This window comes from Paraliobacillus sp. X-1268 (genome assembly GCF_003426095.1).
Taxonomy (GTDB): domain Bacteria; phylum Bacillota; class Bacilli; order Bacillales; family Amphibacillaceae; genus Paraliobacillus_A; species Paraliobacillus_A zengyii.
In genome coordinates, this window is sequence record NZ_QJSK01000041.1 from 1 (window position 1) to 6,738 (window position 6,738).

The following is a 6,738-nucleotide window of genomic DNA, read 5'->3' on the forward strand; positions in this document are numbered from 1 at the left end:
TATTACACATACATCTAATTGGAAAATAATTCAACTTTATGTTAGAAGTTAGTTGCGTAATGTTTGTTTTTTCTATAGTTTATCCTTAGCTTGACGGCTATGGGTTGTGCCCACGGAAAGCGAAACCATTTGCTGACGTAGCGAGTAATACCAGATTGTTACGTCGTAGTTGATGATAAATCTGACACATGGAACATTATGTTGGATTTTATGGATGCTTCGTAATAAAACATAGTCTTTTAGAAACAGCTTATTTTAAGACTACCGAACAATATAGTAGGTATACTCCAAGCTTAAATCAGTCAACTGAGATAATTGAGTTAATAAAAAAAGCTTGCAACAAAAAGTTACAAGCTTTTTTAACCTATTCTTTTTTTGATAATTGAAAAGCTTTTTTAAAATCTTTTAACGAGGCGCTACGACCATACATTAGAACACCACCACGATAAACTCTAGCTCCGATAATCGCTAAAATTGCTATCGTTACAACCATAATTCCAATGCTTATAGCAACTTCCCAGAATGCCACATCCAACATCCCTACACGTAGAAACATAACCATTGGTGTAAAGAATGGAATATAAGAAGTCACCGTAATTACAGTCGATTCAGGTACACTGAGACCAAACATTGCTAGCATAAATGCAACCACTATGAGTAAAATGACTGGTGTCATTAATTGCTGCACATCTTCTATTCGACTAACTAGTGAACCTAGCATTGCTGACAAAGTTGCATATAGTAAATAACCTAACAAAAAGAAAACTATTGCATAGACAAAGGTTGCAATCGAAATGTCTGACAAGCCAAAGGCATCAAAAAAACCACCTGCTAGTTCATCTTGTTTTTGTTGAAGCATGACAAAACCTACTACCATAAACAAACCAATTTGAGTTAAGCCCAGTAGTGCAATTCCAATTATTTTCGCAAACATTTGACTTACTGGTGATGAACTAGAAATTAATATTTCCATTACACGAGAGGATTTTTCATTTGCTATATCTTGCGCTATCATATTGCCGTACGTGATAACTGCAAAGTATAACAAGAAAAGAATCACATAAACGAGACCACGCGCACCACTTAATTCTTCTTCTGTTTTTGCTGTTGTTCCATCTGCTGTTTCAATTGCTACTGTATCAAAACTGACAGGTGAATAAATAGATTCCAAGACAGTTTGATCAATACCAGCTTGATTAGTAGCTAATGCAACTTTAATTTGCTGTAATTGCGTTTCTAATTGCATTTGAATGGAATTGTTGGATAGCTGCGCAGTATGATATGTTGCAATTGGCAAATTATCTTGATCCAATTCAATGTTTAATACACCAACGTAAACTTCCTCTTGTACGCTTTCTTCCGCTTCTTCTACTGTTCCATTAAATAGCTCTAATTCTAGACTATCATCTGATGCCATATTTTCAGCAAGTAGGTTGTATACTTCCTCAGTTTCATCAATTATTGCAACTACATCTTGCTCATTATCACTATCAAATAAATCTATAATCGATTGCACATTGGCTAATCCAATAATAAACACAAGGAAAATGGCTGTTGTAATGATAAATGATTTTGATTTAAATCGTGTCCAGTACGTATGTCCTAAGACAATCCAAAATTTATTCATATGCTTCACCTGCTTTCTCAATAAAGATATCATTTAAAGAAGGTTCTTCTAACTCAAACCTACGAACAAAGCCTTTATTTTGAATTGCTGCAAAAACAGTTTGTGATACTGCTTCATTTTCGATTTGTAATTTACAACCTTCTGGAAATTTCTTTAGTGTGAGAACACCCGCAATATCTTTCAGAAAGTCTAAATCAAAATCAGCGTGAATAAATAAGTTCTTCTTACCAAATGACCGTTTAATTTCTTTTAACGCGCCATGAACAATTGGTTTACCATGTTGCATAATACAAAGGTGTTCACACAATTCTTCAACTACCTCCATCTGGTGCGAAGAAAAGACAATCGATGTACCTTGCTCTTTTAAATCAGTAACTGCGCGCACCATCATTTCAACATTAACAGGGTCTAATCCAGAAAACGGTTCATCCAGGATAAGTAATTTAGGTTTATGTATGACAGCAGAAATAAACTGGATTTTCTGTTGATTACCCTTTGATAATTCTTCAATCTTTTTATCGATATTTTCAGGAACTTTAAATCGTTCTAACCATTTTTCTAATTCAGTAACAATAGCTTTCTTTTGCATACCTCGAAGTTTTCCTAGATAAATAATTTGATCTTTTACCGTGAGTTTGGGATACAATCCTCTTTCTTCTGGTAAATAGCCAATTTGATCACTTTTACTATAATCTATCGCTTCACCATTCCAACTAACTTTTCCCTCAGTAGCGTCCATCAATCCAAGAATCATTCGGAAAGTAGTTGTTTTACCTGCACCATTAGCTCCTAGAAAACCAAAAATTTGTTTTTCTGGTATTTCTATTGACAATTGATTAACAGCAGTAAAGTCACCAAACTTTTTAGTAACTCGTTCTAACTTTAACGTCATAATTTCATTTCTCCTCTCTTATTAAAAATCTGTCTACTTATTAATACGGCCTAAACTCAAAAAAGTTTCACATTATCTTCTATGGCTTTAATCTTACGTATTATAGAATGTAGTTAAATATGCAAACTGTCAATACTTTCTCAATTAAAAAAACTTGCTGTCATCAGCAAGTTTTTTTAATCTTATATTTATTCTTGTGCACCGTATAATTCTTCTAAAGGCTTCGTGATTGTTTTACTAACATCATTAATTAGAACATTTAAACGTTGCTCTTGGTCCATTAATTTAGAAATTTGCTCATGTTGTTGAACAGTTTCAACAACTTTACGCGCTTTCTCAACTTCTTCTTCTGTAATTTCTTGTCCTTGCATTTGTTTTTCTTGTAACTCTATTTGTGTATTACGAAAATCTTCAAACATTTTTTTCGCAACTTCATCCGCCATAACAGTTTCATATGCCTGTTTTAAATCTTGAAATTCCTCACTGTTTCGTATTGCGTTTTCTAAGTCGTGTGCACTATCTTGAATATTTGACATTTTTATAAAATCCTCCCACGTTTGATCCTTCTTTATTACTCACTCATTTACTATAACAAACCTATATTAATTATCCAACCAATACGATAATAATTCCTTGAATTAATCCAATTAAACCACCCAACAATGCTCCTAAATACGTAATTAATTTCAATTCCTTACGTGAAATATTTAATACGAGCTCTTCTACTCTCTTCAAAGGAAATGCTTGAACTTCCTTTTCAACAATCTCTTCTAAACCAAGGGTATGTAGTAAAGGAGCTAGTCTTTTTTGTACAACGTGTAAGAATTGAGTCGTAGCACCTGTGACGATTTGATCGACAAAAGGAGATAATGAGCTTAACCAAACCCGAATCGGTTTATCTGCTATTTCTTTTACTGGGAAATAATTATTAACTAAGTAATCGATCGCAGTCGTAATTCGATCTTGTCCTATTTTTTCTTCGACTTGATTAGCAGAATGGAATAACACGTTTTCCCATTCTTTTCGCAATAGCTTCTCAATTACCTCATACATATCATCAGATTTTGTATAGTTTACGAATATCGGTTGTATTTTATCCACAACTGTTTTACCGCCAAAGACCGAAGCTAACATATTCCCGAAAAATCCCTTGTCAGCAAAGTATGTATCGAGTAACTCCTGCATTTTATTTGCAGCAGCTTTTCCTGCAATATATTGATTTACCTTTTCTTGAATCATTGTTGCACTATCCGTGAGGAAATCTTCTACCTTATCTTGCATATCTTGACCAATAATTTCACTCATTTGTTTCGAACCATTTTTGTGCATCCAATCCTTTTGATACCTATGTAGCCAGTTTTGTAAGCTTTGCTTTATTTGCACCTCGTCTATATTCAAATTCACTTTTTTAACGAATGTACGAACAGTCTGATCTGAATTCATCACAGTATCTAATTCTTTTGCTAACCACTTTTCCACTTGAATTTTAAAATCAGCATGAAATAATTTATTTTGTATGCCCTCAACAGTTATGAGATGTTCCACCACCATCTTTCCTAATTGCTTGGCTAACTCGTCTTTTCTTTTTGGAATCAAGCCTGGAGTGAACGGAACTTTAAACTTACCAATATATTTTGCCTCATGTGGGCGAAATAGCATTCTGATCGCTAAGGAATTCGTAATACCACCAATAAGAGCTCCAATTCCAATCATTACTAAAACTATTACTATGGGTGACATTGTGCACCAACTTCCCTTCTGAATGATTATACTTTTATCCGCTGTACAACCCTAACGAAGCTGTTAACATTGTAGTAGAGCAAAAAAAGCTCTGCTGCTTGAAGTTTCAGTTTATATTGTACCATTATAATGATAATTCAATTACATGAAAAGTTATCACACTCTATATCACTCAATTTGTTATAATAAGAGTAACAAATATAGAAAGTGAGGTATCTAAATGTTAGAAAAATTAAAAGAAGTATTCCCATCCTTACTATGGGGAAAGGAAGATCTAACCCCTAAAAAAGGATACCTTTGGTTTACTACAAATAATAATGAAATAATTGGTATAGATAAAAAAGAGATAAATACAAAAGAAAAGCAATTACTTGATACTTTTTTAACCCCATACTACGGTAATGAGTCCCCTACTAACACAAATAGGGAGAAACAATGGATACAATTGCTATTTGAAAATAACAAAGAAAAATGGGAAGCCCCGCCTGATACATATCGTTTTGTTTATTTCACATTATCTGAACCAATTGATCCACTAGCTTTTCAAGAAGCAATACATGGTTTATTTCCAGATCAAGTGCCTATTATTTGGGAAAACCAGCAAGAAGGCGTTATTATTGAAGAAAGTAAACCTACATTGGAAGAGGATACATCATACGATCAGATTATTGATGTATTTATGAGTGACTTCTACATTAATATCCTTTTTTATGTTGGACCTTTTTTTACTGATTTACAAAAGAGTCCACATTACTATCAATGGATTAAAAAATCTTTTCATACCGTACATCAATATGAGAAAAAGACAGTTATGAATTATGTTACAGCTGTGCCTTATTTAGTAAGTGCCTCATTATTAGAGACTGACTATATAATGATGATTGATTCCATTTTACAAGATACAGATCAAGATGAAGAATTGCTTAAAACAATTCAAATATTTCTTGAATGCAATTCGAATACCTCCTTAGCCGCAAAAAAAATGTACATGCATCGGAATAGTTTACAATATCGAATTGATAAATTTATCGAAAAAACAAATATTGATGTGAAACAATTTGAAGGAGCTCTATCTGTGTACTTAACACTTTTACTTAAAAAGAAATTAAAACAAAGTATGTAAGCGTGCACAAACAAGCCATCATTTTTTTGTGCATGTTTGCCATTTACGTAAACGCCTTAATTCAGTAGACTATACACATAAGATAAAACGCTTACAAAAACAGGAGGGTTTCACATGGCTGAACTAACATTGAAAAATATTGATAAAATTTACGAGAAAGATGCAGCAAAAGCAGTTGATAACTTTAATCTTGAAATAAAAGATAAGGAATTTGTAGTATTCGTTGGTCCATCTGGTTGTGGTAAATCAACAACACTTCGAATGATTGCAGGATTGGAAGAAATTTCATCAGGCGAGTTCTACATCGATGATACGTTAATGAACGATGTAGCACCTAAAGATCGCGATATTGCAATGGTATTCCAAAACTATGCATTGTATCCACATATGACTGTACGTGACAATATGGCTTTTGGACTTAAGCTTCGTAAATTTAAAAAAGACGAGATTGAAAAACGTGTTAATAATGCAGCTAAGATACTTGGCTTAGAAGCATACTTAGATCGTAAACCAAAGGCTTTATCTGGTGGACAACGTCAACGTGTAGCATTAGGACGTGCAATTGTACGTGATGCTAAAGTCTTCTTAATGGATGAACCTTTGTCTAACTTAGACGCAAAATTACGTGTGCAGATGCGTGCAGAGATACAAAAGCTACACAAGCGTTTACAGACAACAACTGTTTATGTAACACACGACCAAACAGAAGCAATGACGATGGCAACACGCCTTGTTGTCCTTAAAGATGGTATCATACAACAAGTTGGTGCTCCTAAAGAAGTATATGACAAACCTGACAATATCTTTGTTGGTGGATTTATTGGTTCACCTTCTATGAACTTCTTTACTGGTTTATTGGAAGACGGCCAATTTGCTATAAATGATGATAATAAAATTAATGTTCCTGAAGGTAAAATGAAAATTCTTCGTGAACAAGGATATGTAGGAAAAGAATTAGCTTTAGGTATTCGTCCTGAAGATATGCATGATGAACCAATCTTCATTGATGCTAATCCAAACTCTAAGATATCTGCTGTTATTGATGTAGCAGAATTAATGGGTGCAGAGTCATTCCTTTATTCAAAATTAGCTAATCAAGATTTTGTTGCTCGTGTCGATTCTCGTACAGACATAAATGGTGGGGAAACAATTGAACTAGCACTTGATATGCACAAAGCACATTTCTTTGATCAAGAAACAGAATTACGAATCAAATAATAAAACAAAAAGAGGCTGGGACATAACTAGCCAAAATAACGAAAAAGATTCCGATCATCTTAGGAAGATGGTCGGAATCTTTTTTTGTTGGATTATTTTCAGGATTTGGTGCACCATGCGCATGCTTAGCCGTGTACT

6 protein-coding genes are annotated in these 6,738 nt (G+C 33.7%); 2 read left to right on the plus strand and 4 right to left on the minus strand.

Annotated elements, in window-relative coordinates; translation table 11 throughout:
* Positions 1 to 364: 364 nt before the first annotated feature.
* The 4 genes from D2K62_RS18480 to D2K62_RS18495 all read right to left on the minus strand — a co-directional run bounded on the left by D2K62_RS18480 (position 365) and on the right by D2K62_RS18495 (position 4,259).
* On the minus strand, positions 365 to 1,627 hold the full coding sequence (locus D2K62_RS18480) for an ABC transporter permease (RefSeq protein ID WP_112180078.1): 1,263 nt from the start codon (positions 1,625 to 1,627) through the stop codon (positions 365 to 367).
* On the minus strand, positions 1,620 to 2,519 hold the full coding sequence (locus D2K62_RS18485) for an ABC transporter ATP-binding protein (protein ID WP_112180077.1): 900 nt from the start codon (positions 2,517 to 2,519) through the stop codon (positions 1,620 to 1,622). The genes D2K62_RS18480 and D2K62_RS18485 overlap by 8 nt, the downstream gene beginning before the upstream one ends.
* 188 nt (positions 2,520 to 2,707) lie before the next feature.
* A complete protein-coding gene (locus D2K62_RS18490; RefSeq protein ID WP_112180076.1) occupies positions 2,708 to 3,055 on the minus strand; it encodes a YlbF/YmcA family competence regulator in 348 nt (115 codons plus the stop codon).
* A gap of 70 nt (positions 3,056 to 3,125) precedes the next feature.
* Positions 3,126 to 4,259 carry a DUF445 family protein gene (locus D2K62_RS18495; protein WP_117149602.1) on the minus strand — a complete coding sequence of 378 codons (1,134 nt, stop codon included), beginning with the start codon at positions 4,257 to 4,259 and terminating at the stop codon, positions 3,126 to 3,128.
* Positions 4,260 to 4,479: 220 nt separating this feature from the next.
* Here D2K62_RS18495 and D2K62_RS18500 point away from each other — a divergent pair, with 220 nt between their 5' ends.
* On the plus strand, positions 4,480 to 5,382 hold the full coding sequence (locus D2K62_RS18500; protein WP_117149603.1) for a PucR family transcriptional regulator: 903 nt from the start codon (positions 4,480 to 4,482) through the stop codon (positions 5,380 to 5,382).
* 114 nt (positions 5,383 to 5,496) lie between these two features.
* Complete coding sequence (locus tag D2K62_RS18505; RefSeq protein ID WP_112180073.1) at positions 5,497 to 6,600, plus strand: ABC transporter ATP-binding protein; 1,104 nt, start codon at positions 5,497 to 5,499, stop codon at positions 6,598 to 6,600.
* Positions 6,601 to 6,738 lie beyond the last annotated feature (138 nt).